This window comes from Halorubrum xinjiangense, from assembly GCF_900102375.1.
In the GTDB taxonomy this organism is placed as follows: Archaea; Halobacteriota; Halobacteria; order Halobacteriales; family Haloferacaceae; genus Halorubrum; species Halorubrum xinjiangense.
The window spans coordinates 1-26036 of sequence record NZ_FNBO01000008.1; the positions used below are offsets into that span (position 1 = coordinate 1).

23 protein-coding genes are annotated in these 26036 nt (G+C 63.2%); 7 read left to right on the top strand and 16 right to left on the bottom strand.

Annotation, left to right across the window (positions count from 1 at the left end; translation table 11 throughout):
* The first annotated feature begins 52 nt into the window (after positions 1-52).
* Positions 53-874 (top strand): IS5 family transposase, encoded by an 822-nt coding sequence (locus tag F3H13_RS10015; protein ID WP_149798359.1) that lies wholly within the window; start codon positions 53-55, stop codon positions 872-874.
* A gap of 13 nt (positions 875-887) precedes the next feature.
* Here F3H13_RS10015 and F3H13_RS10020 read toward each other — a convergent pair whose 3' ends face one another.
* Both F3H13_RS10020 and F3H13_RS10025 read right to left on the bottom strand, forming a co-directional pair.
* Positions 888-1211: a hypothetical protein gene (locus F3H13_RS10020; RefSeq protein ID WP_223174386.1), complete on the bottom strand. Its 324-nt coding sequence runs from the start codon at positions 1209-1211 to the stop codon at positions 888-890.
* 231 nt (positions 1212-1442) lie between these two features.
* Positions 1443-2612: a hypothetical protein gene (locus F3H13_RS10025; protein ID WP_149798898.1), complete on the bottom strand. Its 1170-nt coding sequence runs from the start codon at positions 2610-2612 to the stop codon at positions 1443-1445.
* A gap of 159 nt (positions 2613-2771) precedes the next feature.
* Here F3H13_RS10025 and F3H13_RS10030 point away from each other — a divergent pair, with 159 nt between their 5' ends.
* Positions 2772-4196, top strand: a complete 1425-nt coding sequence (locus F3H13_RS10030) for a sulfatase-like hydrolase/transferase (protein WP_149798899.1) — start codon at positions 2772-2774, stop codon at positions 4194-4196.
* A gap of 2 nt (positions 4197-4198) precedes the next feature.
* Here F3H13_RS10030 and F3H13_RS10035 read toward each other — a convergent pair whose 3' ends face one another.
* Complete coding sequence (locus F3H13_RS10035; protein WP_149798900.1) at positions 4199-5623, bottom strand: oligosaccharide flippase family protein; 1425 nt, start codon at positions 5621-5623, stop codon at positions 4199-4201.
* Positions 5624-5752: 129 nt separating this feature from the next.
* Here F3H13_RS10035 and F3H13_RS10040 point away from each other — a divergent pair, with 129 nt between their 5' ends.
* A complete protein-coding gene (locus F3H13_RS10040) occupies positions 5753-6937 on the top strand; it encodes a glycosyltransferase family 4 protein (RefSeq protein ID WP_149798901.1) in 1185 nt (394 codons plus the stop codon).
* A gap of 184 nt (positions 6938-7121) precedes the next feature.
* On the opposite strand, the gene F3H13_RS10045 is transcribed toward F3H13_RS10040, so the two are convergent.
* The 8 genes from F3H13_RS10045 to glmM form a co-directional block, all read right to left on the bottom strand.
* Positions 7122-8144 carry an NAD-dependent epimerase/dehydratase family protein gene (locus F3H13_RS10045; protein WP_149798902.1) on the bottom strand — a complete coding sequence of 341 codons (1023 nt, stop codon included), beginning with the start codon at positions 8142-8144 and terminating at the stop codon, positions 7122-7124.
* 2 nt (positions 8145-8146) lie between these two features.
* Positions 8147-9133 carry an NAD-dependent epimerase/dehydratase family protein gene (locus F3H13_RS10050; RefSeq protein ID WP_149798903.1) on the bottom strand — a complete coding sequence of 329 codons (987 nt, stop codon included), beginning with the start codon at positions 9131-9133 and terminating at the stop codon, positions 8147-8149.
* Positions 9126-10274, bottom strand: coding sequence for an NAD-dependent epimerase/dehydratase family protein (locus F3H13_RS10055; RefSeq protein ID WP_149798904.1), 1149 nt, complete (start codon positions 10272-10274; stop codon positions 9126-9128). The genes F3H13_RS10050 and F3H13_RS10055 overlap by 8 nt, the downstream gene beginning before the upstream one ends.
* Before the next feature lie 90 nt (positions 10275-10364).
* Entirely contained in the window at positions 10365-11240 is an 876-nt protein-coding gene (locus F3H13_RS10060; protein ID WP_149798905.1) for a TrmB family transcriptional regulator, read from the bottom strand.
* Between the two features lie 464 nt (positions 11241-11704).
* Entirely contained in the window at positions 11705-13549 is a 1845-nt protein-coding gene (gene glmS, locus F3H13_RS10065) for a glutamine--fructose-6-phosphate transaminase (isomerizing) (protein ID WP_149798906.1), read from the bottom strand.
* Positions 13550-13551: 2 nt separating this feature from the next.
* Positions 13552-14727, bottom strand: coding sequence for a sugar phosphate nucleotidyltransferase (locus tag F3H13_RS10070; RefSeq protein ID WP_149798907.1), 1176 nt, complete (start codon positions 14725-14727; stop codon positions 13552-13554).
* Between the two features lie 77 nt (positions 14728-14804).
* Entirely contained in the window at positions 14805-16013 is a 1209-nt protein-coding gene (gene glmU, locus F3H13_RS10075; RefSeq protein ID WP_149798908.1) for a bifunctional sugar-1-phosphate nucleotidylyltransferase/acetyltransferase, read from the bottom strand.
* A 108-nt stretch (positions 16014-16121) separates the two neighbouring features.
* Positions 16122-17462: a phosphoglucosamine mutase gene (gene glmM, locus F3H13_RS10080; protein WP_149798909.1), complete on the bottom strand. Its 1341-nt coding sequence runs from the start codon at positions 17460-17462 to the stop codon at positions 16122-16124.
* A 146-nt stretch (positions 17463-17608) separates the two neighbouring features.
* On the opposite strand from glmM, the gene F3H13_RS10085 reads away from it, so the two are divergent.
* Positions 17609-18523, top strand: a complete 915-nt coding sequence (locus F3H13_RS10085) for an NAD-dependent epimerase/dehydratase family protein (protein WP_149798910.1) — start codon at positions 17609-17611, stop codon at positions 18521-18523.
* A gap of 124 nt (positions 18524-18647) precedes the next feature.
* Positions 18648-19208 carry a hypothetical protein gene (locus F3H13_RS10090; protein ID WP_149798911.1) on the top strand — a complete coding sequence of 187 codons (561 nt, stop codon included), beginning with the start codon at positions 18648-18650 and terminating at the stop codon, positions 19206-19208.
* A gap of 39 nt (positions 19209-19247) precedes the next feature.
* On the opposite strand, the gene F3H13_RS10095 is transcribed toward F3H13_RS10090, so the two are convergent.
* Both F3H13_RS10095 and F3H13_RS10100 read right to left on the bottom strand, forming a co-directional pair.
* Positions 19248-19457, bottom strand: a complete 210-nt coding sequence (locus F3H13_RS10095) for a hypothetical protein (protein ID WP_026046206.1) — start codon at positions 19455-19457, stop codon at positions 19248-19250.
* A complete protein-coding gene (locus tag F3H13_RS10100; RefSeq protein WP_149798912.1) occupies positions 19450-19713 on the bottom strand; it encodes a hypothetical protein in 264 nt (87 codons plus the stop codon). The genes F3H13_RS10095 and F3H13_RS10100 overlap by 8 nt, the downstream gene beginning before the upstream one ends.
* Positions 19714-19854: 141 nt before the next feature.
* Between F3H13_RS10100 and F3H13_RS10105 the strand changes: the two genes are divergently transcribed.
* The gene (locus F3H13_RS10105) at positions 19855-21123 is read left to right on the top strand and encodes a saccharopine dehydrogenase family protein (protein WP_149798913.1); all 1269 of its coding nucleotides are present in this window, start codon (positions 19855-19857) and stop codon (positions 21121-21123) included.
* Between the two features lie 91 nt (positions 21124-21214).
* Here the strand turns inward: F3H13_RS10105 and F3H13_RS10110 are convergent, their stop codons facing one another.
* From F3H13_RS10110 to F3H13_RS10120, 3 genes are all read right to left on the bottom strand, one after another.
* The gene (locus tag F3H13_RS10110) at positions 21215-22135 is read right to left on the bottom strand and encodes an NAD(P)/FAD-dependent oxidoreductase (RefSeq protein WP_149798914.1); all 921 of its coding nucleotides are present in this window, start codon (positions 22133-22135) and stop codon (positions 21215-21217) included.
* A 44-nt stretch (positions 22136-22179) separates the two neighbouring features.
* Positions 22180-23190 (bottom strand): arsenic resistance protein, encoded by a 1011-nt coding sequence (locus tag F3H13_RS10115; protein ID WP_149798915.1) that lies wholly within the window; start codon positions 23188-23190, stop codon positions 22180-22182.
* A 361-nt stretch (positions 23191-23551) separates the two neighbouring features.
* The gene (locus F3H13_RS10120) at positions 23552-24523 is read right to left on the bottom strand and encodes a phosphoadenosine phosphosulfate reductase family protein (RefSeq protein ID WP_149798916.1); all 972 of its coding nucleotides are present in this window, start codon (positions 24521-24523) and stop codon (positions 23552-23554) included.
* Between the two features lie 137 nt (positions 24524-24660).
* Between F3H13_RS10120 and F3H13_RS10125 the strand changes: the two genes are divergently transcribed.
* Positions 24661-26004, top strand: a complete 1344-nt coding sequence (locus F3H13_RS10125) for an alkaline phosphatase family protein (RefSeq protein ID WP_149798917.1) — start codon at positions 24661-24663, stop codon at positions 26002-26004.
* Positions 26005-26036: the final 32 nt, after the last annotated feature.

The window sequence follows — 26036 nt, forward strand, 5'->3', positions numbered from 1 at the left end:
GGCTCTGTTGAAATCCTCAGAGAGTTACATGTTCGCCGTGTAATTCGACGAGATGAAGGCCCTCCCGAAGTCGCAGATTCTCCGGTTTACTGAGAAGGCGATCCATTTGGCACGCCGAGTGGTTTCTCGATACTCCTCGAAGTTCTCCAAACATCGCTATACACTTCCCCAGCACGTTGTTTTGCTGTGCCTCAAAGTTCGGAAGAACACGACCTATCGTGGCCTGCTTGACGAACTAATCGAGATGCCACGCATTCGTCACGCCCTCGGATTAGCTGAACTTCCTACGCCATCAACGCTTTGTAAGGCGTTCAACCGGCTTGATATGGCTGTCTGGCGTGCTATATTGACTCTCTCAGCGACGCTACTTCCGACGAGCGGTGTCGTTGGAGTTGATGCGTCAGGATTCGACCGCAGTCACGCCTCAAAACACTACACGAAACGAGCCGAACTCACGATTCAGCAGCTCAAGGTGACGTTGCTGGTCGATACGGAGGTGAACGCAATTCTCGATTTACACGTAACGACGACACGAAAACACGATAGCCAGATCGCTCCGTCGTTGATCAAGCGCAATCCCGAAGACATTGATATTCTGCTCGGTGACAAGGGCTACGACGACCAGAAGATCAGGCGGCTCGCCCGGCAACACGAGGTTCGGCCACTGATTAAGCATCGTGAGTTCACATCACTCCACAAGGCATGGAACGCACGCTTAGACGCTGATCTCTACGGCCAGCGGAGTCAATCCGAGACTGTGAACTCAACGCTCAAGCGAAAGTACGGTGCGTTCGTCCGCTCACGACGATGGTGGAAACAGTTCCGTGAACTCACTATCGCTTGTCTCGTTCATAATCTCGACCGGTCGCTCTGAACGGTCTATACAGTTATTCCGTTGCTCGATACGCCTGACCGCCACGAACGATTCCCAGTACCGCGAGGAGGGCATACAGAACGGGCATATTTACGAGACCGAGATTCAGATAGCCGAGAACGGCGAACGCAAGTGAGAGAACTCCAACAACGATCATAATGACTGAGTACACTTTCTGAAACTTCAAGAGCAGGAACACACCAGCGACGGAGATTAACGAGAAGAGGGCGCTGAGGAAATACGAATCGAGGTAGACGGAAACAAAAACCGCTCCGAAGAAAGCAACAACGATGAGTCCCACCCTACAGAGATTCCTCCGTAACTCCTGATCGATCACGTTGAGAGAGTTATATTCCAAGGAGAAACAGTTTATTCTTTTCGCAATTCTCATCGACCGGCTGTTTCAGGCGAGAATGTGTCTGAAGAATAGGATTTCAACAAGGCCAAATAGAGGGAAATCTGCATCCAAATTTGTATTAGATTTGTATATACTATATCATGTATGATCTAATAAGTAGTATCATATTTATTGTTGATGTGCTAATGTTGATATTTATATTACTTTAAACTATGCGCGGAGGACCTCCATTCGAAGATATTTCGCAAGTTCATCTGGACCTGTCTCCGTTGGGATCCTCACTAACGTTGTCTTCGCATCAGCAAACGACTTCTTGTATACTGATTCAGTATCCTTTAGTATTTTTTGAGGAGTAGTATCCAATCCCGCGGAACAGAGAGCAGCACTATATTCAATTAACCAGTCTAACTCATCTATGATTACTCCTGTTGAACGACGTGCTAATTCAGGAGTAGATATATGTTCATGCTGAATCTGCTCTCTTTTTTCACGAATGAGATATATTGCAGCGCCCAAAGTCTGTCCTGTTGGTGGAGCCACCTGTCCATCAAATAATTTTTCTGGAGGTACACGCCGCCGAACACCGTGATCTCCAAATTGCTGTTTACGCCACTTCCAGTGGGACCGATCAATCATTCCCTCAAGTAGTTCATTTTCATTGATTGTACTTCCAGCGGTGTTATACGCGTAAATCATGCTTGACTTATAATAAGGGTAAACAACTCCATCTTCCGATATGAATGAGAGATCGTCACTCATAAAGTGAATATCATCTGATTGTTTTATTAGCATACTTGTTGAAGAGGTTTTACCCGCACCGCCAGCACCAGTCATAACAATCGCATTCTCTTCAAGCAAAATTGACGCAGAGTGAAGAAATGAAATCCCTTTTGAGAGAATCCATCCCTGTACTAGTGGCTCAAAAATATTGTAAACAAATGCTTTTGCGAGTCCGTTTGCGTAACTCACAAATGTGTTGTTATTCGCCTGAAGAGCCCAACGTACAGGACTCAAATTATTTTCATACAATTTTCCATCATAATATATGTCAATTGAAAGTGTGCTTGACTCCCAACCTTCTATTCGAAGAATACAGCCGCGCTGTCCAATTCGATCAGTTAGCCATGATACTGGCGGGCTATGTGGCCGCCTCTGATCTACGTGAATCACACCATTCTCAAGAGTGATACTATCGGTTGCTTTCGTATTTAGATCCGTCGGAATTCCGATCTCCTGCCAATCATGGCCTCTTATTCGTATATCGGCAGGGGAATCTGAATTCTCAAGTTGGCCATACATCGTCTCTATTACATCTGTACAAAACGGATCGTCAGAGAAGGAAACAGTAAGTGGACCAATAAGAACAGATCGCTCGGTCATATCTTAGTTGTAATTAGCTCACAAGATATTATGATTGTTTTGGTAGAATAAGAGAAGAAATGCCAACACTAACGCGAAGAGAACGGTCAAGACAGAAACCGTTTGTACTCCGGCTGCCTATCCAAAAGGTACTTTGGACACGTCGTTGTGAATATTTTAATGGCCAATCCCAATATCCTCTTAGTAATTCTTGATAGTGTGCGGGCCAAAAACACGAGTCTACACGGGTATGGAGAACGAACGACGCCCTTCTTAGAATCATTCACTGAAGAAGCAGAGTGGTACCGACAGACACGAGCACCGAGTATCCATAGTGTCGCGAGCCACGCTAGCATCTTTACCGGACTACACGTGACCCAGCACGGCGTTACAAAACACGAGTCGCGACTCGATCCCGACGCAACGGTCTGGTCGATGTTGTCGGAACAGGGCTACGAGACGGGCCTGTTCACGCCCAACGTGGTCGTCACAGAGTCCTCGAACCTCGCAGAGCCGTTCGATATAGTCTCGGGACCTCGACGAGACCCGAAACATCGATACTTCGAGAACGCTCTGTCCCCAAACGATATCGAGGGCCACCAAACGAGGGCAGAATATCTTTCGCGGTGTTTAAAGAGCGGCAAGCCGCTTCGGTCGGCATTTAATGGTCTCTACTTTCTCGCGGACAACACCGAAGAGTACGATCCTGAACAGGAGAGTGCGAACGGCTATATTGAGGAATTCATCAACTGGACAGCGGAAGAGGACGGACCGTGGGCAGCTTGCCTAAACTTCATGGATCCCCACTACCCCTACAAGCCGGTATCGGGCTTTGAGTCCGCGGGCACCGAGGGACTCTCGGAGATCCACGATTCGCTGTCCTCGCCGATTTCAAAGGATGTGGCCACCTCGAAGCAGTGGTGGAAGCTCCGGGCGATCGAATCACTCTACGACGACTGTATCCGTCAAGCCGACGCCGCCGTTGAGAAGTTGGTTGATGAACTCCGAGCCCGTGGTGAACTCAATGATACTCTTCTCGTCATCACCAGCGACCATGGCGACGGTTTCGGCGAACACAGCCGCGTGGATCCTCGTGTCCGGGCCGCATACCACAGTTGGGGAATCCATGAAGTACTGACTCACGTTCCGTTGCTTGTACGCCATCCCGATGGTTCTGATAGCGGGACCACAGATCAGCTTGCTAGTCTCACTCAGTTTCCGTCGGTCGTTGAAGACACTCTCAATAACGAGCGGGGGAGCTTCGCAGTTGAGGAGTACGCCTTTGCCGCAACTGAACGTCTCGAACGACCGGAAATAATGCTACCGGCCGAGTGTAAGGATCGTAAGCAGTACGGCGGTCCGTGGCGCGCGGTTTATGAACAGGACGGTGATACCGTCCGGAAGTATGCCACCCATGGAGAGGCTGCGGCGACGATTCATGTCAGAGACGCACAAGTGTCTTACCGAGTTGATGACAGAGAGGCGGCAGGCGTAGTCGAAGACCGATACGAACATCTCGAATCGGCAGACGTGAGCGATGGAGAGACGAGTGATTTGGAGACATCGGTCGAGGATCGCTTGAAGGGTCTCGGTTATATACGGTAGTCTTAGAACACTGGAATATTTTTTCTGATAATCCTTTTGAAATCTGCCGATAGTCCCCAAAGAAACGCAAAATACGCGGCAGCGCCAAGTACGACCAACACCGTTGTCGTGGCAGTGTTATTAATCGTGGAAAAAATTGGATTGGCAAGAATCTCTATCGCAACGACGACGAGGCCCATCCCAAGAGCAGCGGCAACCTGCGCACCGATCCGGTCGATTGGCACGGAGATATCAATATGCCTGTTGAGGATGATATAACCTACTGTGAAACTCAAAAGCACAGACGTTATCGTGGCGCCTGCGGCCCCAAAAATGCCATATTCTCGAATTAAGGCGAAGTTCAACACGAGATTCGAGAGAATGAGAACGCTGTTAATTTTGAACGACTCGTCAGGTCGGTCGATGGCGCTGAGAACATTGACAATTTGTCGCTGATAGCCGTAGACCAACACCGCCCCAATGAGTAGCCACAACACTTCGCTTCCATCGACAAACTCCGGACCATACACGCGCAAGAGTCGTTCGCTCAGTAAGGCACCGCCGACTAGACCAGGGATCGTGAACAAGCCTGCGTAAGCTAACGAGTCTTCTAGCAACGAAGACACCTGTACTGAGCTCTCATCGGCTGAGAGTTTACTCAGTTCTGGGAACAGTGACGAACTGATGGCGTTGCTGAAAATAATGAGGAAATTCGCAAGGTTCCAAGTGATTCCATAGACTCCGACTAAGGAGTCAGAAACGAAGACACCGAGAATGAGGATGTCGGCCTGATTGAATGTCTTTCCCTCAATGCGACCTAGCCACGCGAATCGGGCATACTCGTAGAGGCTCCGAAAATGTTCTCGATTTGGGAGATGGTATGGCCCGCCGACGACGTAGAGGCCAATCAGAATGATAACGACACCTCCGGTGGCGTACCCGTAGACAAGCGCTACTAATCCAAATGATAGTAGTATCCCACCCACCTGTACCAACGTCCGGATGACTCGTCGTACTGGCCGTAGTCCTGCGTAGACGTGGACAAGATGGACTCCCTGGAGTATTGCGTCAACGTAGGACCCCATGACGCCAACGATCAGCAGCAAGATCAGGAAATCGATCCGCTGGACACCGAAAAGTTGCTGGACGATATCCTCCCCGAGAATTAATGCGAGAACAATGGTCGCTGTCAGGGCTGCGATACAGAGGCCCCCTGCGACCTTGTAGGCCCCTCTGTTCTCACCCTCGCTCAAGCGCTTCGTAATTGCGCTCTCGAAACCTAACGTTCCGGCTAGGGCGAGCCAAGCGACGATTGACAGTAGAAGATAGTACTGGCCGAGAATGTCTGCTCCGAGTAATCGAGCGAATACGATTGTCCCAACGAATCCCGCACCAGAGGAAACAAAAGTTGAGACGAAGGTTATGAACGATGTCTGTCCGATACGCATCTGTATCGGCTCAAACGTCGGTAAGGAGTGGTTTATATTAGGCGGTCTGAGCATCGGCACCGATTGCTCAGCCCGGATGAAACTACCGCATCGTGGTCTATATCAGTTACCCGGAACGTATAACCAGTAATGACACGTATCCTTGTCTCTCCGGTCCACTCTCATATTTCGAACCGTGAGTACGGGAAGAGCTACAACATTCTAAATAATCTCCAAGATTCCACGTTCGAAATCGAAGCGTATGTTGGCGAGGCGGTGACGCCGATTGAGGCTGACAACGTCATAATCCATGAACTCCACACTCGAAACAAATTGAAGTACTACGGACGGTGTTTTGAGACGGTTGCTAAGGAATTCTGTGCCGGTAACGTCGATATCTACCATCATATGAATCTTAGCTATCGATGGTTCAATCCGGTCCTGCTCGCAGGGATTGGGTCCGATACTCCGACCGTTCTAGGTCCGTGTCAGGCCGGACACGCAATTATGTCGGAAGAATTCAACACTCTGCTCGCTGGAGTCCTCAATCGAGAACTGCCAATGCCAGTAAGTAACGCGCTGTACTATCCTCTGGACGCGATCCGGGATATGACGATCGATCCTATCAGGATGGAACTGTTCAAAAAAACGCTGGCGGCGGCGGATCGGATCATTGTCGTCCACGAGGACGCGAAAGATCTGTACACTCGATTCGTTGACGAGGCGAAAATAGAAGTGATTCCATTGGGAGTCGATCCGGAACTGTTCGAGTTCCAGGGGCGCTCAGAAACACAAGAATTGGTCGCAATAGGACGACTTGATCGGCGGAAAGCCTACGATATTCTGCTGGAAGCTCTTGCTCAGATTGCCATGCCATTCCCAGATGTTCACCTCAACATCTTCGGCCAAGGCCCTGAAGAAGAGGCATTGCGCGAACAGGCAGAAAAACTTGGCATCAGTGATAATCTCACATTTCATGGTTATGTCGACCAGTCCGTACTGCGTGATTACCTTGCTGAAGCACGTGCGTTCGTTCATCCTTCACGCTCCGAGAGTTTCTCGCTGGTTCGGCTGGAGGCGATGGCTGTCGGCTGTCCGGTCGTTATTAGTGATATTGATGGTGCTCATGAGATGGTGAGGAGCGGGAAGGAAGGATTTGTCGTCCCTACAGAGTCAGCCGAAGCAATCGCAGACGCGGTCACAACACTTCTCGCAGATTTCGATCTTGCCAGTGAGATCGGACAGCAAGCCCGGGCGCGCGTTGAAGAAAAGTACGACTGGCGAACAATCGGTCAACACTACCTCAATGTCTACAAGGATCTCCTGTCAGACTGAGTTATTTTATTCCTGTCATAATAATGCGGCTAAACAAGATTGTATAGTCTCCTGAGCTACTAGGTGATCACGTCTTGTCGAGTTCCACGTCGAACGATCTCAGTTGGTGACTACCTTTGTCGCCTTTCTGTATGGCTTGCGGTCATCAAAATGGGTAGATGTCGTGATAGACCTACTCTTATCCTCAGCTACTGTGTCCCCGCAAGAGTTCTTGGACTGACGCTTCTACACTCTCCGTTGTTTCCCACCCAAGTCGCTCTCCCGCCGCTGAAATATCCACCCCGAACTCCTCCACCATCGTCTCGTCACTCCGCGGATTCTCCACCAGCTCCACGTCCACGTCGATCCCGCGCACCTCCAACGCCGCCTCCCGCACAATCTCGGCAACTTCCATCACACTCATGTCCTCCTCACTCGCAATCTCGTACGTCTCTGTCCCGGTCTCCCCACGCGCCAACTGCTCCAGCAACCGCTCCGCGCTCCGCACGTATGCCCGCGCCACGCCCTGCACATGAACGAAGTTCCGCGCCTGCGTCCCGGGCTCATACACGGTCAGCGTCTCGCCAGCAAGCGCGCGATTCACGAAGAAGTTGATCACAGTCGGCTTCCCCACCTCCGTCCCGTCGACGACGTGCTCGCCGTAGAGGTTCGACTTCAAGAAGAGGTGCGCCGGGAACGCGCCGTCCGCAAACGCCTCGATCGACCGCTCGCCGAGCAGCTTTGTCCGCCCGTACCAGTTGAGCGGATCGCGCGGTTGGTCGGCCGTGATGGGGAACTCCTCGGGATCGCCCAACACGGCCATGCTGAACGGGAAGGCCAACGCAGCGCCCGTCTTCCGGCAGAACCACGCCACGTTGTTCGTCCCCGTGACGTTCACCTCGTACGCGAGATCCGGGTTCTCGTCGCAGTCGTCCACCCCACTTATCGCCGCGAGGTGACACACCACGTCCGCGCCCGCGAGCGCGTCCTCCAGCCGGTCACGATTCCGGATGTCGACGTGCTCGATGTCGACGTCGCCGATCGAGTCTACCTGCCCGCGGTACTGGTTATCGATCGCGATGAGCTCCCAGTCGGGATACGCCTCTTGGAACTCCACGACCACGCGGCTGCCGATGTAGCCGGCCGCGCCCGTGACCGCGATCGTCGGCGTCTCAATCGCTCTACCGTTGCTCTGATCGTTCATTTCGGTCTCTGTAATCTCAGTCATCCCTAGGTCGCCTCCGTCCCAGTCAGTTCGCTCGCGATGTCGCGGATCCCCTCGCGCAGCGTCCACTCCGTCTCGAAGCCAGTCTCGGCCAAGCGGTCGAAGTTCACGTGATACGAGGGGCCGGGCTGTTCGTCCTCCAAGTACGTCACGTCCAGATCCCGATCAATCTCCTCGCGGACGATCTCCGCGATCTCGCTAATCCGGTAGTTCCCCTCGTTCGAGCCGACGTTGTACACGCGCTGGGGCCACGCGGCGGGATCCAGCGCGGCGTCGAGATACGCCCGCGCGGCGTCGCGCACGTGGATAAACGGTCGCCAGTTCGACCCGTCGCCGTACACCGTCAGCGGGCGGTCCGTCAGCCCGCGGAAGACGAAGTGGTTCACCACGAGGTTGAACCGGACGCCCGGCGACCAGCCGTAGTTCGTGCTCATCCGGAGCGCAGTCGCGTCGAAGTCGTACGCGTCGACCGCCTCGTCGAGCAGGCGCTCGCAGGCCACCTTCGACTCGGCGTACGGGTTCAGCGGGTTCTGCTCGGTCGTCTCGTCGATATCGCGGCTCGCCGCGCGGCCGTAGTTGTTACACGAGGAGGCGACCACGACGCTGTCGACGTCGAACTTCCCCGCGGCCGTGAGCACGTTCTCGGTGCCGTCGCGGTTCACCGCGAACGTCTCCTCGCGCCGGTCGTGGGTCGACGCGGCGCCGGTGATCGCCGCGAGGTGGATCACGGCGTCGACGCCGCGGGTCGCGCTCTCGACGGCACCGTAGTCGCGGACGTCGCCCCGGCGAAAGTCGAGCCGGTCGCTGACACACCCGGAGAGGTGCGCGGGCGAGCCCGACGAAAGCGAGTCGAGGACGACCACTTCTCTCACGCGCGAGTCGTCGAGCAGCCGCGGGACGAGCGCGCTCCCGATGTAGCCGCAGCCGCCGGTGACGAGCACGCGCTGCCCGTCTGCGCGGTCGGCACCGTTTCTTTTATCCGCCTCACTCATCGGTCAGCACGCCCGGGAGGAACCGGTCCTCGTGGGCCGCGATCCGATCCTGTTCTTCGACGAGCGTCCCGAGGACGTCGCGGATCCCGGACTCGAGCTCCTGGCGCTGCCCACCGACCAGCTCGAGGAACCGCTCGTTTTCCATCTCCATCTTGTGTTCCTCGTCTTCCTCGCGCGGGTTCTCGTAGTGTTTCACCTCGGCGTCGAGGTCGAACTCCGCGCCGACCTCGGCGATCGTCTCTGCCAGCTCGACGATGGCGATCGGACGGGTGACCTGATTGTACACGTCGATCCCGTCGTCTCCGGAGTGGCCCTGCTCGACCAAGCGGACGAGGCTCTCGACGGCGTCTTCTAAGCTTACCATCGGCTTGCGCTGCTCGCCTTTCCCGTACACCGTGATCGGGTACCCCGCCACTGCCTGCGCGCAGAACCGGTTGACGACGGTGCCGAAGTAGTAGTCGAAGTCGAACCGCGTCGGGCTCTCGTGCGCCCGGGTCTCCGCCGTTTCCGTGCCGTAGACGATGGCGGTCCGCACCTCGCTCATCGGGAAGTCGAACTGGGACTCCGCGAGCCGCATGTTCGCCGCGTCGAACGACTTCGTCTGGTGGTACCAGCTGCCGCCCATCGCCGGGAACGGGACCTCGTCTTTGCCACCCTTCCGTTCGACCTCCAACCCGCCTTCGGGGATCGGGAAGTGCGGCGCGCCGTAGATGCCGGTGGTCGTCGTCTCGATGAAGTGTGTGTCCGACAGCCCGGTCTCGTGGAGGCCGTGGAGCAGGTTCAGCGTCATCGAGACGTTGTTGCGCTGGGTGTACAGCGCGCGCTCGCCGTTGATCGACGAGTAGGGCGCGCTGGGCTGTGCGGCCGCGTGAAGCACGGTGTCGGGCTCGTGGGTGTCTAACAGCTGGAGCACGAAGTCGCGGTCGGCGAGGTCGCCCTCGACCAGGCTGAGGTTCTCGACGCGCTCGAACCGCTCCTCGGGGCTCTCGATTCGCGTCGCGGAGACGCTCCCCGACTCGGCGACCCAGTCGCGTCGCGAGAAGTCGTCGACGCAGACGATTCGCTCGTCGAGACGGTCAGCCAGTCGCAGCGCGGTCGGCCAGCCGAGGTAGCCGTCGGCACCGGTGAGTAGGACAGTCATCGTTACTCGCCAGTCGAGTAACTACGAGTAAAGGCTTTCCGGTTGATCCTGTCCGCTGGTAACGCTCCATTCAGAATCGAGGCGTTCGGCTTACTCCCTGACGGTATCGCCGGCTGATGAGTCAGGATCGGCAGGAACGCTCTCGTGGCGCCACAGCAGGTCGAAGTACTGCCACATCCCCGCAACGAACGACGGGTTCTCGGTGACGGCGGCCTGCCGGTGGTGGTTCGGTACTTCTTCTTGCTCGACCATGAGTAGCCCCTGACCCGACTCGTACGAGAGACTCGGATCGGCGAACGTGCCGCGCCACGGTAGCACGCGGTCGCTGACGCGGACGGCGACCGACGGGAACTCCGCTGCGAGCGTTTCGCGGATCTCGGCCTGGCGTCGACGGTTCTCGGTCGAGAGCGAGTCGGGACTTAACAGCAGGATATCGACGTCGACGCCGCGGTCGACCGCGTCCCGCACTGCGGGGCGGACAGCGTCGATGTACCCGAAGCTCTTCGAGAGCACGTACACCGCTTCGTTCGCCTCACGGAACAGACGCCTCGTTTCGCGCTCACTCGGTTCTCCCACGTCGACCACGTGGAACAGGTCCTCCGTCGGGCTGAGCTCGTCGACGCCGCGGTCGCGGACCGGCGCGTACTCGTCGACGAACGCCTCCTCGACGGCTTCGACGTCCTCACGGAACCGCTCGTAGGCGTGCCGTCGGTTCTCGACCGCCCGTTCGGCAATCGCCGCCGGCTCGTGGGGTTCGTACCGCTTCGGGCGGCCCGGGATCACCTTCACGTACCCCGCCTCCGAGAGCGCGTCGAGGACGCCGTAGATCCGCGCCTTCGGGATCCCGGTCGCCTCGGCGAGGTCGGGCGCCGTGGTCCGCCCCAAAAGCAGCAGTTCTTCTAATGCGTCGGCTTCGTACTCCGTCAGATCGAGCAACGAGAATAGGTCCTCGCCGGAATCAGCCATACGTGGTCGTCGTGAGTCGTTCCGTAAGTACGTACTGGTGCGGCCGGAAGGGTTATTAGGTGGGCGTTAATACGGTTACTCAGAACATGAGTAACTCGGATACCGCAGACGACGCCCACCTCACCGACGTCCCGGACGGTGCGGGCTGTACGGAGATCTGGGAGCGACTCTCTGAGGGCCGCGACGAGGAGCCGGACGACGAGTAACGAGGTGGGACAGTGCCGACGTGATCGGTCTCGCACGGAGAGGCGGCGTTCACCCGCCGTCGGTGTTACGACCCGTGGTGCGCACGTTGCGGCGGACTCTTCTCGGGCAGGTCGTCTGATACCGCGCTCGTCAACTCACAGCGCTCAGTCTGGGTGGGAACCCGCGAGGCGAGATATGCGGTGCGGTCCCTGATACCGTTCCCGGCTGGTAGTAGTTCGACAACGACGACTGATGGCCCGGATTTCGGGCACTCTCCGCTACTCGACCGTCACGCTCTTCGCCAGATTCCGCGGCTTGTCGATTGATCGCCCCTTGTCGTTGGCCACGTGGTACGCGAACAGCTGGAGGTAGACGTTCGCGACCAGCGGTTCGACGAGTCCCACGTCGGGAACCGGGAGCGACACGTCTAGGGTACCGTACTCCTCGCCCGCGGAGACGCAGCCGATAGCGGGCGCGCCGCGCGTCTGCGCCTCGGTCACGTTGTTCATCGTCTCGTCGGCGCGTGCGCCGTCTGTCAGCACGGCTAACACGGGCGTGTCGGGCGTCACTAGCGCGAGCGGGCCGTGTTTCAGCTCGCCGGCTGCGAACCCCTCGGCGTGGTCGTAGGAGATCTCTTTGAGCTTCAACGCGCCCTCCAGCGCCACCGGGACACCCAACTGCCGGCCGACGAAGAAGAACGCCTCGCTGTCGCCGTACTCGGTCGCGGCCTCGCGGACCGCCGGTTCCGCGTCAAGCACCTGCTGGACCGCGCCGGGAAGGTCGCGGAGCCCCTCTAACACGGGCCGCGCGTCGGCCGCGCCCAGCGCGCCGCGCTCGCGACCGATCGCCACCGCGAGCATCGTCAGCGTCGCCACCTGCGAGGCGAACGTCTTCGTCGCCGCGACGCCGATCTCGGGGCCGGCGCGGATGAACGCGGTGTCGTCGACCTCGCGCGTGACGGTGCTGCCGAGGGTGTTCGTCACGGCGAACGTCCGCGCGCCGGCGGCGTTCGCGCGGCGGACCGCGCCGAGGGTGTCGGCGGTCTCCCCGCTCTGCGTCACGGCGACAACGAGGGTCCGGTCCGGGCTGCGGCCCGCACCGAACTCGTACTCGCTGGCGATCTCGACGGTCGCGCGCACTCCCGAGAGCTCCTCGAACAGCTGCGCGGCGTACCGCCCTGCGTAGTTGGAGGTGCCGCACGCGACGATCTGGATCTCTTCGAGGTCCGCGAGGAAGCCCGGCGGGAACGAGACGTCGAGGTCGACGTCGCCGGCGTCCACGTCGAGCCGTCCCGCGATAGTCTGGCGGAGCGACTCCGGCTGCTCGTGGATCTCCTTGCGCATGTAGTGCTCGTAGCCGCCCTTCTCGGCGGCGTCGGCCTCCCACGTGACCGTCTCGACGCCGCGGTCGACGAGGTCGCCGTCGGCGTAGACCTCGACACCCTCGGCCGACAGGGCCGCCACGTCGCCGTCCTCCAAGTAGGTCACGTCGCGCGTGTGCTCTAAGAAGGCCGTCACGTCGCTGGCGAGGAACGTCGCCTCGTCGTCGCGGCCCAGCACGAGCGGGCTCCCGCGGCGCGCCACGACGATCCGGTCGTCGCCCTCGCGGACCGCACAGATCGCGTAGCTCCCCTCCAGCCGGTCCTCGACGGCCCGAACCGCGTCGAGCAGGTCGCCCTCGCCGCGCTGCGCCGCGAGCTCCTCCTCGATCAGATGCGGGATGACCTCTGTGTCGGTGTCGCTCGTGAACTCGTGGTCGGCCAACTCAGTCCTGAGATCCTCGTGGTTCTCGACGATCCCGTTGTGAACGACCGCGACGTCGCCGACGCAGTCCGTGTGCGGGTGGGCGTTCGCGTCGGTCGGCGGGCCGTGCGTGCTCCAGCGCGTGTGGCCGACCCCGAGCGTTGCGTCCGCGACGTCAGGAACGGTGAGATTGTCCACCTCGCCCGACCGCTTCGCGACGGTGAGCCCGCTCGAATCGCCGACGAGCGCGACCCCCGCCGAGTCGTAGCCGCGGTACTCTAGGTTGCGGAGCCCCTCGTGGACGATATCGCCCACGCTGGCGACCTCGTCATCTCCATCCAGCACGATCTCGTCGCCGATGTAGCCGGTGATCCCGCACATGGTTACCCCCTCCGCACGACCGCGCCCGATTCGACGCGGCCGTCGATGACGACCCCCGCGTCGGCGGTCACGTCGTCGCCGACGACCGCGCCGTCTGTGAGCGTCGACCCGCCGCCGACGGTCGCGTTGTCGCCGATCACGCCCGCGAGTTCGACGCCGTGATGGACCGCGTCGCCGACGACGACCGTTGCCGGCCCGCCAGCGACCGTCGCGTTCGGGCCGATACGTGCGTTTCCAGCCACGATCGCGTCCCGGACCACGGCCCCGGCGCCGATCACTGCGTCCGGGAATATCACGGCGTTCTCGACGACGGCGCTCGCTTCGATCGTCGCGTTGCTCCCGATCGCCGTGCTGCCGCCGATCGTCACGTTCGGGCCGACGCGGACGTTGCCCGCGAGCGCCACGTCGTCGGCGACGGTCACCGACTCGCCGAGGACGGGACCCTCGGGGTCCGACGCCCCGGACCCGCCGATAACCCCCGCGTTGACGGTCAGCAGGTCCCACAGGTTCGACACGTCGAGCCAGCGGCCGTCGTACCGGACGGCCGACAGCGATTCGCTCGCGGCGAGGTCGTTGAGCGTCGCCGTGATCGTCAGCTCCCCCGGCGCGTGCGTTTCGCGGATCGCGTCGAACACGGCGGTCGAGAACCCGTATACGCCGGCGTTGATCCGGTTCGTCTCGACGGGCCCCTCCGGCTTCTCGTCGATGGCCGTCACGCGGTCACCGTCGAGGCTCACGACCCCGTACTCGCGCGGGTGTTCGGCGGTCGTCACCGCCATCGTCGGGTGCGTCCCCTCACTGACACGGTCGCGAATCCGCGAGACGGCCGACGGGTCGACGATCCGGTCGCCGTTGAGCACGAGGAACGGACCATCGACGAGCGGTTCGGCCTGTAACACCGCGTGGCCGGTGCCGAGCTGGGTGGCCTGTTCGACGTACTCGATCGTCACGTCCCAGTCGTCGCCGTCGCCGAAGTGGTTCCGGATGCGCTCCTGCCGGTAGCCGACGACGAGGACGATCCGGTTGACGTCGGCGGCGGCGACGGCCTCGATCACGTGTTCGAGCAGAGGCCGGTTCGCCACGGGGACCATCGGCTTCGGCCGCCGGTTCGTCAGCGGCGCCAGCCGCCGCCCCTCGCCCGCGGCGAGGATCACCGCGGTCACGGAATCATCGCTCATGTCACACCCGTCGCCCGCCCGGGTTTTAAATCACTCGCGGACGGGTGCTTGTCGGCGCCCCGCCGAGCGAGGGGCCCCTACTCGGGGGGGCGGTCGCGCGTCAGGGCCTCCCCGGGCCCCGTGGTCTCACCCGCGCCGAGCTTCACGCCAGCGTTCAGCGCGGTGTTGATCCCCGTCTTCGCCTCGTCGCCGACGATCGCGCCGAGCTTCCGGCGACCGGTGTCGACCCGGTCGCCTTTCACCGTCAGGCGCACGTTCTCGTCGTCGTGGCGGAGGTTTGCGACGTTCGTCCCCGCGCCGAAGTTCACCTCGCGGCCGAGTACGGAGTCGCCGACGTACGAGAGGTGGCCGACCGAGGCGTCGGCCATCAGCACCGAGTTCTTCACCTCGACCGAGTGACCGACGTGAGCCCCGGACCCCACGACGGTCGCCCCGCGGACGTACGCGTTCGGACCAACCTCGGCCCCCTCGCGGATCAGCGCCGGCCCCTCGATGTAGGCGCCTGACCTGACCCGCGCGTCCTCCTCGACGACGACCGGTCCGTGGAGATGGACATCCTCCTCGACGGTGCCGGCGAGTTCGCGTTCGTCGTCGAGCTCCGCGAGCGCCAGTTCGTTCGCCTCCAACAGCTCCCACGGACGCCCGACGTCGAGCCACGTGCCGTCGTATCGCGCCACGTCGATCCGGCGGTCGTCGCCGAGCAGGAGGTCGATCGTCGTCGTGATCTCGTACTCGCCGCGCTCGCTCTCGGAGGTGCGGTCGATGTAGTCGAACACCTCCGGCTCGAACGCGTAGCAGCCGACGTTCGCGAGGTTCGTCGGCGGGTCCGCCGGCTTCTCGACGATGTCCGCCAGCGAGCCGTCGGCCGCGGTCGAGAGCACGCCGTACGCCCGCGGGTCCTCGACCTCGGTAGCGGCGACCGCCGGCGCGCCCACGTCGGCAAGCGCCTGCGGGAGCGACGCGTCGACGACCACGTCGCCGTTGAGCACGAGGAAGTCGTCGTCGACCTCCGGTTCGGCCTGCGCCACGGCGTGGGCGGTGCCGAGCGCCTCCGCCTGCCCGACGTAGTGGACCGGACGGTCGCGGTACGACTCGCCGATGCCGTCGCGGATCGCGTCGCCGCGGTAGCCCGTCACGACGACGAACTCGTCGACCACGTCGCGGGCGGCGTCGAACACGCGTTCGAGCAGCGAGCGGTCCCCGACCGGGAGGAGCGGTTTCGGGCGGCGGTCCGTCAGCGGTCGCATCCGAGTCCCGCGGCCGGCCGCGAGCACGACTCCGTACATGTCCGGATTCGACGACGGGCCGGGGTTTATCGGCTGCGGTCGGCGGCGGGAGTTGGCGGTGGGGATCGGTCGGTTGCGGTCGGCGGCGGGGGTCGGCGGCTGGGAGCGTCAGTCGAGATCCGTGGCGGCCCGATCAATGAGCGCACGCGCCGTCTCGAACAGCGCGTCCGCGTCCCCCTCGTCGCGCGCCTCTGCGGTGATCCGCACTAACGGTTCGGTGCCGCTCGCGCGCACGAGGAACCAGCCCGCGTCCGTCTCAACCCGGACGCCGTCGAGCGTCGAGACGTCGTCGTACTCCGCGGCCGCGACTTCGCCGACCCGCTCGACGATCGCCGACTTCGCCTCTGTCCGAACCGAATCCCGGCGGATCGGGTACTCAGGGAGGTCGTCGACCAGCGCTGCCAGCGACCCCTCCGCGCCGAGGGTCGCGGTCAACATACACGCCGCGAGCGGGCCGTCCGGGCAGGGCGTCCGGTCCGGCCAGATCCACGCGCCGCTCGGCTCTCCGCCGAAGGCGACGTCCGGCTTCGCGGCCTCCGCGGCGACGTACGCGTCGCCGACGGGCGTGTACGTCACCTCCGCGCCGACCTCGGCGAGCGCGTCGGCGACGAGCAGGCTCGTGTCGACCGGGACCGCCACCCGGTCGTCTGAGTCGGCCTCGCGGCGGCCGAACAGCGCGAGCAGTGCGTCGCCGCCGACGAATCGCCCGCGCTCGTCGATCGCCATCATGCGGTCGGCGTCGCCGTCGTGGACCACGCCGAGGTCGGCGTCGGTCGCCGCGACGACCTCGCAGGCCGTCTCGCAGTTCGCCGCGGTCGGCTCGCTCGGCCGCCCGGGGAACCGCCCGTCGCGCTGCGCGTTGAGCGTCTCTACGTCGCAGCCGGCCGCGTGGAGCGCGTCGGCGGTGACGCGGCCGACCCCGTTCCCGAGGTCGACGACGACGGAGAGGTCGGCCGGGATCGCGACCGACTCGCGAAGTGCGCGCTCGTGGAGGCGCCGGGCGTCGCCGTCGGTCGCCGCCTCCGCGTCTCGGCGCTCGCCGATCGCGTCGTGACCGGCGAAGTCGAACGCGGCCGACTCGACGATATCGGCGATCCGGTCGTTGCGCTCCTCGCCGAACGCGCGCCCCGATTCAGTCCAGAGCTTGATCCCGTTGTCGGGCGCCGGGTTGTGCGAGGCGGTGACGACGACGCCGGCGTCCGCGCCCTCGCGGACGACCGCCCGCGCCACCGTGGGCGTCGCCTCGACGCCGACGTCGACGACGTCGGCCCCGCACTCGGTGAGCCCCGCCACGAGCGCCCGCGTGAGCATCCGGCCGCTGTCCCGCGCGTCGCGCCCGACCACGACCGTCTCCGCGCCGTCCGTCGCGAGCGCGCGCCCCACGTCGAGCGCGAGGCCGGCCGTGACCTCCTCGCCGACGGGACCGCGAACGCCGCTTGTTCCGAACATATCCCGGACATCGCCACCCACCGCAAAGACGGTTCGGGGTGATGAGTCGCTCCATTCCTCGCGCCGATACCGGGCGCTTCCCCGGCGGGCTCGCAGCGCGCCGCCGAACCGACACGATAATCCCGATGCCCCGACGAGAACGAAATATGCAGGACAAACGCGTCCTCGTCACGGGCGGGGCCGGGTTCATCGGCTCGAACCTCGCGAACCGTCTCGCGGCCGACAACGACGTGATCGCGGTCGACGACACCTACCTTGGGACCCCCGAGAACCTCGACGACGGCGTCGATTTCGTCGAGGCCTCCGTCGTCGACGGCGAGTTCCCCGTCGACGTCGACGTGGTCTTCCACCTCGCCGCGCTCTCCTCGCGGAACATGCACGAGAACGACCCCCAGCGCGGCTGTCGCGTCAACGTCGAGGGGTTCGTCAACGCCGTCGAGCGCGCCCGGAAGGAAGGCTGTGACACCGTCGTCTACGCCTCGACCTCCTCCATCTACGGAAGTCGTACCGAGCCCTCGCCAGTCGACATGGACGTGGAGGCGCACACCGCCTACGAGGCCTCGAAGCTCGCCCGCGAGCGCTACGCCGAGTACTACGCCAACCACCACGACATGGCGATGGCCGGGCTGCGCTTCTTTTCGGTGTATCAGGGGTTCAACGGCAACGAAGAACACAAAGGGGAGTACGCGAACACGGTCGCGCAGTTCGCCGACGCCATCGCGAACGGCGAGGCGCCCGAGCTGTTCGGCGACGGCAGCCAGACGCGCGACTTCACACACGTCTCGGACGTGGCCCGCGCCTGCGAACTCGCGGCCGACCACGAGCTGACGGGCGTCTACAACGTCGGCACGCGGGAGGCGTACTCGTTCAACGAGATGGTCGCGATGATCAACGACGCGCTCGGCACGGACATCGACCCCGAGTACATTGAGTGCCCGTTCGACGGCTACGTCCACGACACGATGGCCGACTACTCGACGTTCCACAAGGCCACCGGTTGGGAGCCCGAGATCTCCTTCGAAGAGGGCGTCGAGCTGGTGTGCGAATCGTACAACGAGTGACCAGCGTTCGTGGTCGGGACCGCCGGTCGCCATGCGCGCGCCGTGGCACGACGAATGCCTCGCGTGAGCGTCACCGGCAAGTCGCGCCCGACCTGTTTTCAACCCCGGCGCCGATCCGACGAACATGAGCCCCGACCCGGACGCGATCGCGGAGACGCTGGCCGCCGCGGACAGCGACGGAACGAACCGTCTCATCGACGACCTCAGCGACCTCGACGCGACCGCGCAGTTCAGGCTCTACGACGACCTGTTCGACGCGTGCCGTCCAGTCTTCGAGAACGCGGCGGACGGGTACGTCCGCCAGTCGGTCGTCCGAACGCTACGAGAGGCGTATCCCGGCGTCGAGCGCCACCCCGGCGGCAGCGACGCGCTGGACGTCGAAGAGGCGTCTCGGGACGCGATTGCCGACCAGCGCGAACGGTACGTCTCGTTCCTGCTCGACGCGCTCGACGACCCGGACGGACGGGTTCGAATCTCGGCCGCCGACGCGTTCGATCTACTCGCCGTCGGTCTCGGAATGGCCGATCTCGGCGGCGAAAAGGACCGGATCGCGGAGAGGCTGGAAACGCTCGCGGCGAGCCAACCCGAGGAGCGACGGAAACACACGGAGCAGGCCCGCGAGTCGCTCGAACGGCTCGGCGTCCCCGGGCTCCTCTCCGGCGCGCTGCCGGACGACCGCTCGTAGCGTCGTTCTCACCGACCGAAGCGGGTGCGTTCGAAGGGGTCAGGACGCGTCGACCGCGCTGCCGGCGGCGACGAGGAAGCCGATAATCGCGGTGACCAGCCCGACCATTCCGATGGCGACGGCGCCGATCTGGAAGGCGTCACCGGATAGTCGCTGCGCCGTGAGGAACAGGAAGACGGTCGTAACGAAGCCGACGAGCGCGAGGATCCGCCCGAATCGGCCGGTGTCGATTCCGGGCTCACTAGACACGGTTTAAGATCTCCTTGAGCACGCCCTGGTACTCCTCGTCGGTGGCGGAGTTGCCGAGCGAGTGGATCGACTGCGATATCCACAGCCCGGCGGTGAAGTTGATAAACGCCGCCATCGAGATGGTTCCCACCTGTCCCTCGACGAACAGCCCCGAGACGACCGCTCCCGCGAACCCCACCGCCATGAGCGCGTGCGTGACGAGCGATCGGGTCCCGAAGTCCGCGAGCTGTAGTGACAACCGAGTGCCGACTGGCATACCGGTCGTTGCGGCTGAGCATATAAAGAGGTAGCGCGTTAGGCGGCGTCGATCGCACTTTTGCCCGACCGCGCTCGCTCGCCCGGCCGCCGGAATCGCGACCCCACCAGTTTAGCGCCGGCGGCCCGTAGCGACCACCGAATGACGGACGCCGATCGGACACACGACGTCGTGGTATGGGGAGCGACCGGGGTCGCCGGGCGGTTCACGGCCGAGTACCTCACCGAGCGGTACGCCCCCGAGGAGCTCTCGCTGGCCGTCGGCGGGCGCAACCGCGGGAAGCTCGACGCGCTCGTCGACGACCTCACCCGCCGCAGCGACGCGTGGGACGACGTGCCGGTCGTCGTTGGCGACGCGACCGACCCCGAGAGCCTGCGAGCCATCGCCGAGGACACGCGGGTCGTCTGTACGACCGTCGGCCCGTACACGGCGTACGGGACGCCGCTCGTCGAGGCCTGCGTCGACGCCGGGACGGACTACTGCGATCTCACCGGCGAGGTGAACTGGGTGCGCGAGACGGTCGACCGCTTCCACGAGGCCGCGGTCGACTCCGGCGCCCGGATCGTCCACAGCTGCGGCTTCGACTCCGTGCCGGCCGACATCGGGACGCTGCTCGTCCAGTCGTTCGCGGCGGAGACGTTCGGCGCGCCCTGCGAGACGGTACGGATCTACCTCGAAGGCGGCAGCGGGAGCGTCAGCGGCGGCACGCTCGCGAGCTTCGGCGAGCTGTTCGAGGCGGCCGCGACCGACCCCCTCGCGCGGGAGACGCTTCGGAACCCCTACTCGCTGGCCCCCGCGGGCGAGCGGAGCGGCGTCGATCCCGGCCAGCAGCGGCGGCCGCGAAGGGATCCGCTTCGAGGGGCGTGGACGGCCCCCTCGCCGATGGCGCCGGTAAACGAGCGCGTGGTGCGGCGGAGCAACGCGCTCCTCGGCTACCCGTGGGGCCGCGAGTTCCGGTGTAGCGAGGTCGTTCCGACCGGCGAGGGCCTGCGGGGCGCGGCGACGGCGGGAGTCGTCGCCGGCGGTCTCGGCGCGTTCACGGCGGCCATGTCTGTCGGCCCGCTGCGCTCGGCGCTCCGTCGATACGTCTTCCCCGACCCGGGCGAGGGTCCGACGCGAGAGGAGGCTGAGGAGGGTTATTTCCAGATTCGCGTTCTCGGGCGGGGGACGGCCACGGAGGGCCCGTTCACGGTCGAGGCCGAGTTCGGTGCCGACCGCGATCCCGGGTACGGAGCGACCGCGCGGATGCTCGGCGAGTCCGCGGTGTGTCTGGCGCGCGGCGACGTCGACTCCCCGTTCGACGGCGGCGTGTTGACGCCGGCGTCCGGGATCGGGCTCCCGCTCGCGGACCGACTGCGCGAGGTCGGATTCACCGCGGCAGTCGGCGAGGCGGGGGACGGCGGTCGCTGATCCGAGCGTCGGTTCGGTACCTCCGTCTCCCCGTACACCGCCGGGGCCACAGAGCCGACGAGGCCGGGGCGCCCCTCGGCGAACGAACCGGTCAGGCCGGCTGCGAATCCAGCTTCTTGTAGTCGATGTAGTCGGCGCCGCGGAGCTCCTCGAGCAGGTTGATCGCCGCGCGGGCGCCCTCGCCGACGGAAGTCGCGATCTGCTGGTGGCCGCCGGTGACGTCGCCCGCCGCGTACACCCGATCGACCGGCGTCGACTGGTCGGGGTCGGTAACGATGTCGTCGCCGTCGACGGGGACGCCGAGCATCTCCGCGAGGTCGGTGCCGCCGGCGGTGCCCAACGCGACGAACAGCCCGTCGACCGGGATCTCTCCACCCTCCTTCGTCACGACGGCTTCGAGGGCCTCGTCGCCCGTGAGTCGGTCGAGCTCGTCGGTGACCACCGGGATCTCCGCTTCGGCGACTCGCTCTTTGAGCGCCTCGTCGGCCTCGAACGGCGACCCGTTGGTGAGGATCCGGACGTCGTCGGTGTAGTCGAGCAGCATCAGCGCCTCCGTCGCGGCGTAGTTGTCGGTGCCGACGACCGCGACGGGACTGTCGCGGTAGAAGTACGCGTCGCACTCGACGCAGTAGGAGACGCCGTGGCCCTCGTACGCCTCGACGTCCGCGATGGCCGGCCGCTCGTAGTCCGCGCCCGTCGCGATGATCACCCCGTCGACGGCGTACTCGTCGACCGTCGTCTCGACGCGGTACCGCTCGTCGTCGGGTTCGATCCGTACGACCTCTTCCTCGACGACCTCGGCACCGTACTTCCGCGCGTGTTCCTGCCCTAGGTCGACGAGCTCTGGACCTGTAACACCCTCCGGGAACCCGTAGACGTTTTCCATCGTATCAACGTCTCGGGTCGTTCCGCCGCCGTCGTCGAACACGAGCGTCCGCCTGTCCGCGCGGGCCGTGTAGATGGCCGCGTTCAGTCCGGTCGGACCGCCGCCGATGATCGCGACACCAGACATTGTATTGTACACTATACACTATATTAACTTATGAGTTCCGACGCTCACCCCGAGCCGATCCGTCCGACCGCCTCGCGAAGTGACAGTCCCTCACCGACGACATCGCGCCGGTAGTGCATGTAGACCGCGCCCAGCGGCGGCTGGATGACGTACGCCAGCGCGATCGGTAGCACCGCGCCGGACGGCACCGCGTCCGCGGCGACGACGATCGCCAGCGCGATCGACAGGTTTCGCATGCTGGTCGCGTACACGAGCGCGACGCCGCGGCTCGGATCAAGCAGCGTCCGTCCGGCGAGCGCAGCGGCGCCGAGGACGCCGGCGTAGAAGACGACCAGCGGGACGATCGTTCCGGCCGACGCGACCGGATCCGCGAGGATCTGGCCCGACCGCAATGTCATCGCGACGAACACGATCAGCATCACTCCGAGCGACGAGAGCCCGCCGAACACTGGTTTCAGGCGCTTGAACCCCTCTCGTGTGTAGCGACGGAGCAACAGCCGTCGCGTGAGGTTCCCGACGATCATCGGCACGACGACGACCTGCGCGAGCTGCCGGTACAGCGTCGAGGGATCGAACCCGACGTCGGCGGGCACGAGCACCGACAGGTACGCCGGGAGGATCACGATCGCCGCTAACAGGTTGACCGCCATCGCGACCAGCGCCGCCTCGAGGTCGCCGTCGGCGAGTCCGGTCCACGCGGCGGTCATCCCCGATGTCGGGATCAGCGCGATGAAGTACAGCCCGACGGCGTACTCGAGATCGCCGCCGAAGAACCCCCGCGAGAGGCCGACCGCGAACAGCGGGGCCACCCCGAAGTTGATCAGCAGGCTCAGCCCCACTGGACCGGCGTGGTCGCGGACGTTGACGACCTCCCGGAGGTCGATGTTGATCATCATCGGGTAGATCATAAGGAACAGAATCGGGACGACCGCGGCCCGGAGGACTCCCTTCATCTCCGGTCCCGCGACCTGGCCGACGGCCAGCCCGGCGACCAGCGAGGCGACGACGACGTAGATGAGGTTCTCCTTGATTCCGGTGAGAAGTACACGTATCATCTGTTTGGCGTGAGCGTTTCTCGATGCGGGCGGTTGCCGAGGTGATACACTCGCTTTCGTCGGTCGGGCGTTCGATCTGTCATCTCTCGAGCGGGCGGTCGGTCGTCCCTCGATCGCTCCGGAACGGCTCCGGCCGCTATTCGCGATCACGTGCGACGCAGACAAAAATGTATTGCGTACACAATTCTATGAACTATTACTGAAGGTGGGGTAGCGGTAATAGGGTGAATTCAATCCAGAAGCGATTCGAGCGGGAACCGCTACCAAGTATCCCGGGGATTGGTTCGGCGTCGGGAGACCGTCGACCGAACGGTTCCTGAAAAAGGCTTTGTCCCGGAGCGGTCGCGTCTCGAGCGCGCAGTTACATGTAGCCGAGGTCGCGCAGGCGCTCCATCAGGTCCTCCTTGTCCTGGGCGCGGCCGGCGCGCTCGGTCGTGTCCTCGAGGTTCTGGAGCCACGCGGGCTCTTCGGTCGTCTTCTCCGTCGAGACCTCGCTGCCGAGCGAGCGGAACCCGGCGAAGTACTTCGGCGAGATGGGGATGTCCTCTTGGGTGACGCCCTCGGGGAGGTCGTCGTCGGCCTGCGGGATGTATCCCTCATTGGGGAACGCTTCAACGGTGTCCGGCACCACGAAGTTCCAGAAGGCGTCCCACACGTCGGCCTCGGCGAACTGGAGGATGGGCTGGATGCGGTCGTGGGGCGGGAACAGGTCGGGGTCGTGACGCGGCGAGAAGAACGTCTCGTCGGCGCGGGCCTCCTGCTCGTCCCAGCGGACGCCCGAGATGACGCCGTCGATGTCGTACTCCTCTAAGGCGTCGTTGAGCGCGACCGTCTTCAACAGGTGGTTCCCGACGTAGGTGTCGAGCAGGAACGGGAACGAGTCCTCCTCGAACTCGAGGATCTCCCGGATGTGGTGCTGGTTGTGTTCCGAGAGCGCGTCGACGGGGATGTCGTCGCCGGGTTCGAGGCCGTGCTCTTCGACGTAGGCGCCGACGTCCTCGTTGCGGGCGTACACGAGGTCGATCTCCCACTCGTCGGCCCAGTGCTCGACGAAGTCGGTAATCGAATCGAAGTGCTGGAAGTGGTCGATGAACACTGCGGTGGGCTTCTCGTAGCCGTACTCCTCGGCGACCTGGTTGATGAAGTACAGCGTCAGCGTGGAGTCTTTCCCGCCGGTCCACATCACGGCGGGGTTGTCGTACTGTTCGAGCCCGCGGCGGGTCACCTCGACCGCCTTCTCGATTTTGTGCTGGATCGACGGGTAGTCATCCGGGGTCTCGCCCTCGCCGTCGGTGTAATCGACGTCGACGCTCGCCGGGAAGTCGTCACTCATACGCCGGATGTGTCGCCGCGAAGGGAAATAGTCCTTCTGAATCGGGCACGCGAGTCCGCCGGTCGGTCAGGGGGCCGTCACCGCTCTGGGATCGTCGGAACACAAGGGATATGTCAACTGCCCCGAAATCAACCGACATGGGTCTGTTCGACCGCCTCCGCGGCGACGACGACGAACGCGTCGTCTTCCTCGGGATCGACGGCGTACCGCTCGACCTCGTCGAGGACCACCCCGACGTCTTCGAGAACCTGACCGCCATCGCCGAGACCGGTTCCGGCGGGCGGTTAGAGAGCATCGTTCCGCCGGAGTCGAGCGCGTGCTGGCCGAGCCTCACGACCGGCGTGAACCCGGGCGCCACCGGCGTGTACGGCTTCCAGGACCGCGAGCGCGACTCCTACGAGACGTACGTCCCGCTCGGGCGCCACGTGAAGGCGACCCGGCTGTGGGACCGCGTCACCGACGCCGGCCGCGACGCGACCGTCCTCAACGTCCCCGTCACGTTCCCGCCGTCGACGCGGGTCCAGCGGATGGTCTCCGGGTTCCTCTCTCCCGACCTCGAGTCGGCCGCGAGCGACGAGTCGGTCCGCGAGACGCTCGACGGCTTCGACTACCGCATCGACGTCAACGCCAAGCTCGGCCACGACGACGACAAGACCGAGTTCATCGAGAACGCGCACGCGACCCTCGACGCGCGGTACGAGGCGTTCTCCCACTACCTCGACCGGGACGACTGGGACCTCTTTTTCGGCGTCTTCATGAGCACCGACCGGGTGAACCACTTCCTGTTCGGCGACTACGCCAACGACGGCGAGTACGCCGAGGAGTTCCTCGAGTTCTACCGCCGGCTCGACGGGTATATCGGGGAGATCCGCGACTCGCTCGACGATGACACCACCCTGATCGTCGCCTCCGACCACGGGTTCACCGAGCTGAAGTGGGAGGTGAACTGTAACCAGTTCCTCGCCGACGAAGGGTGGCTCTCGTACGCGGACGACGACCACGACTCGCTCACCGACATCGACGACGAGGCGCGCGCGTACTCGCTTATCCCGGGGCGCTTCTACCTCAACCTCGAGGGCCGCGAGCCGGAGGGCGTCGTCCCCGAGTCCGAGTACGAGGAGACGCGGGAGGCGCTCATCGAGGACCTCGAATCGCTCACCGGCCCAGACGGCCGGCAGGTGTGCAAGCGGATCGTGAAAGGCGAGACCGCCTTCGACGGCGACCACGACGACATCGCCCCAGACCTCGTCGTCATCCCCGCCGACGGCTTCGACCTCAAGTCCGGGTTCTCCGGCAAGGAGGCGGTGTTCACCGAGGGCCCCCGCAACGGGATGCACAAGTTCGAGAACTCCCTTCTGTACGCGACCGACCCCGATCTCGACCTGACGGACGCGAACCTCTTCGATGTGACGCCGACGGTCCTCGACCTGCTGGACGTCGACGCCGACGCTGCGTTCGACGGCGAGAGCCTCCTGAGCTGACGCCGCCGCGGACGTCGGCTCAGCGGCGCGCG